1 pseudogene is annotated in these 305 nt (G+C 50.8%); it reads right to left on the reverse strand.

The annotated features are described in order from the left end of the window. Positions 1-305 (reverse strand): annotated as a pseudogene (locus tag Q1A73_RS24510) (hypothetical protein); the annotation flags it as partial.

Here is a 305-nt window from a genome sequence, read left to right on the forward strand (position 1 = left end):
GGTCCTTGTGCACCCGTAACACCTTGGTCACCCTGAGGTCCTTGCGGTCCTTGTGCACCAGTTTCTCCTTGTATACCTTGAATACCTTGCGGTCCTTGCGCACCGGTTTCTCCTTGAATACCTTGTGGTCCTTGTGCACCAGTTTCACCTTGTATACCTTGAATACCTTGCGGTCCTTGCGCACCAGTTACACCTTGATCACCCTGAATACCTTGTGGTCCTTGTGCACCAGTTTCTCCTTGTATACCCTGAATACCTTGTGGTCCTTGCGCCCCAGTTTCTCCTTGTATACCCTGAATACCTTG

The sequence above is a fragment of the uncultured Aquimarina sp. genome, from assembly GCF_947492115.1.
In the GTDB taxonomy this organism is placed as follows: domain Bacteria; phylum Bacteroidota; class Bacteroidia; order Flavobacteriales; family Flavobacteriaceae; genus Aquimarina.